The following is a 1,216-nucleotide window of genomic DNA, read 5'->3' as shown; positions in this document are numbered from 1 at the left end:
TCCGTGTTGCCCGCCACGCTGTGGTGCGAGAGCGCGTTGATGACGGTCAGCGTGTTGTGCAGGACCATCTGGTAGTGCGCCTGGTTGCGCCACCTCTTGTCGCCCGGGTCGCCGAGGTCCTCGAGCGTGGCGACCATCGTGGGGTACTTGCGGGCGACGGCGGTCAGCACCTGCTGCGTGAGCGAGTCGATCCGGTTGCGCTCGGTGAAGACGACCTCCGGGCTCACCGGGGCGGCCGCACCGGTCTCGGCACCGGTCTCGGCGGAGGTGTCCTCGCCCTCGGTGCCCGTCGGGAACTTGCGGCTGTACCGGCCGTTGTCGTAGAGGAACTGCACCGGCCGGGCCATGCCGAGGGTCGGCGGGTTGTCCCGGGTGAGGTAGGCGGGGGCGAACGGCTCGGTTCTGCCGAAGGTGTTCTCGTCCTCCATCCCGGCCAGGCGGCGCGCCTCGGTGCGCGTCATCCGGTCCAGGCTCCAGGTTTTGAACGGCGTCGCGTGCGCGTCCCCGGTCTTGCGGATCCAGACGGTCTTCTCGACCCGGTACAGGTCACTGGTGACGTTCTTGGCCCGGCCGACCGAGCGGACCGCGCCCGAGCCGCCGGTCATCGCCGAGCGGCCCCGGGTGTGCCCGATGCGCGCGCTGGGGCCGATCTGGATCCGGGGTTTGATCCGGTTCATCCAGTCGGAGATGACCTCCTGGAGGCCGAACGTCGGCAGGTTGAAGGTGGGCCCGACGACGAGGGAGAGGTCCTTGGCGATCGCCTTGGACTGCTTCCGGGTGTTCTGCACCGTCAGGAAGGCCGAGTCCCGCAGTTCCGCCTTGTCCGTCTCCGAGGCCAGCACGGCCCGTCCCCGCTCGGTCCAGACGACGAAGGCGCCCAGCGGAGTGCCCTTCCTGCCCTTCTTGTCGTCGGCGAACAGCGGCTCACCGACCACCCAGGACCGGTCCATGCGCCCGGAGAGCTGGTGGAAGTTCCGGGAGGAGATGAATTTGTTCAGCTCGTGGTAGGCCGAGGAGCCCGGCTTGGCGTCGAGCCGGTTCACCGCCCACTCGAAGATCGGCGTGACGGGGCCGAAGTCCTCGGTGACGACGAGCCGGTAGTCGGACTCGGGCCCCAGCTCCAGCGTCTTCGGGGTCCGGCGGACCGTGGACTCGGTGGTCTCGACCTCCGGTAGCCGCGCCATGAGCCCGTGGTGCACCCCGAACGCGAATCCAC

Annotated in this window: 1 protein-coding gene; it reads right to left on the bottom strand. The window is 69.3% G+C overall.

Annotated elements, in window-relative coordinates:
• On the bottom strand, window positions 1-1,184 hold a 1,184-nt coding region (locus tag SSOG_RS54550), incomplete at its 3' end, for a hypothetical protein (protein WP_167542555.1).
• Window positions 1,185-1,216 lie beyond the last annotated feature (32 nt).

Origin of the sequence: Streptomyces himastatinicus ATCC 53653 (genome assembly GCF_000158915.1) — a bacterium.
Lineage (GTDB): Bacteria > Actinomycetota > Actinomycetes > Streptomycetales > Streptomycetaceae > Streptomyces > Streptomyces himastatinicus.
Note: the sequence above shows the minus strand (reverse complement) of the source record. Positions and strands in the feature narration are given on the sequence as shown.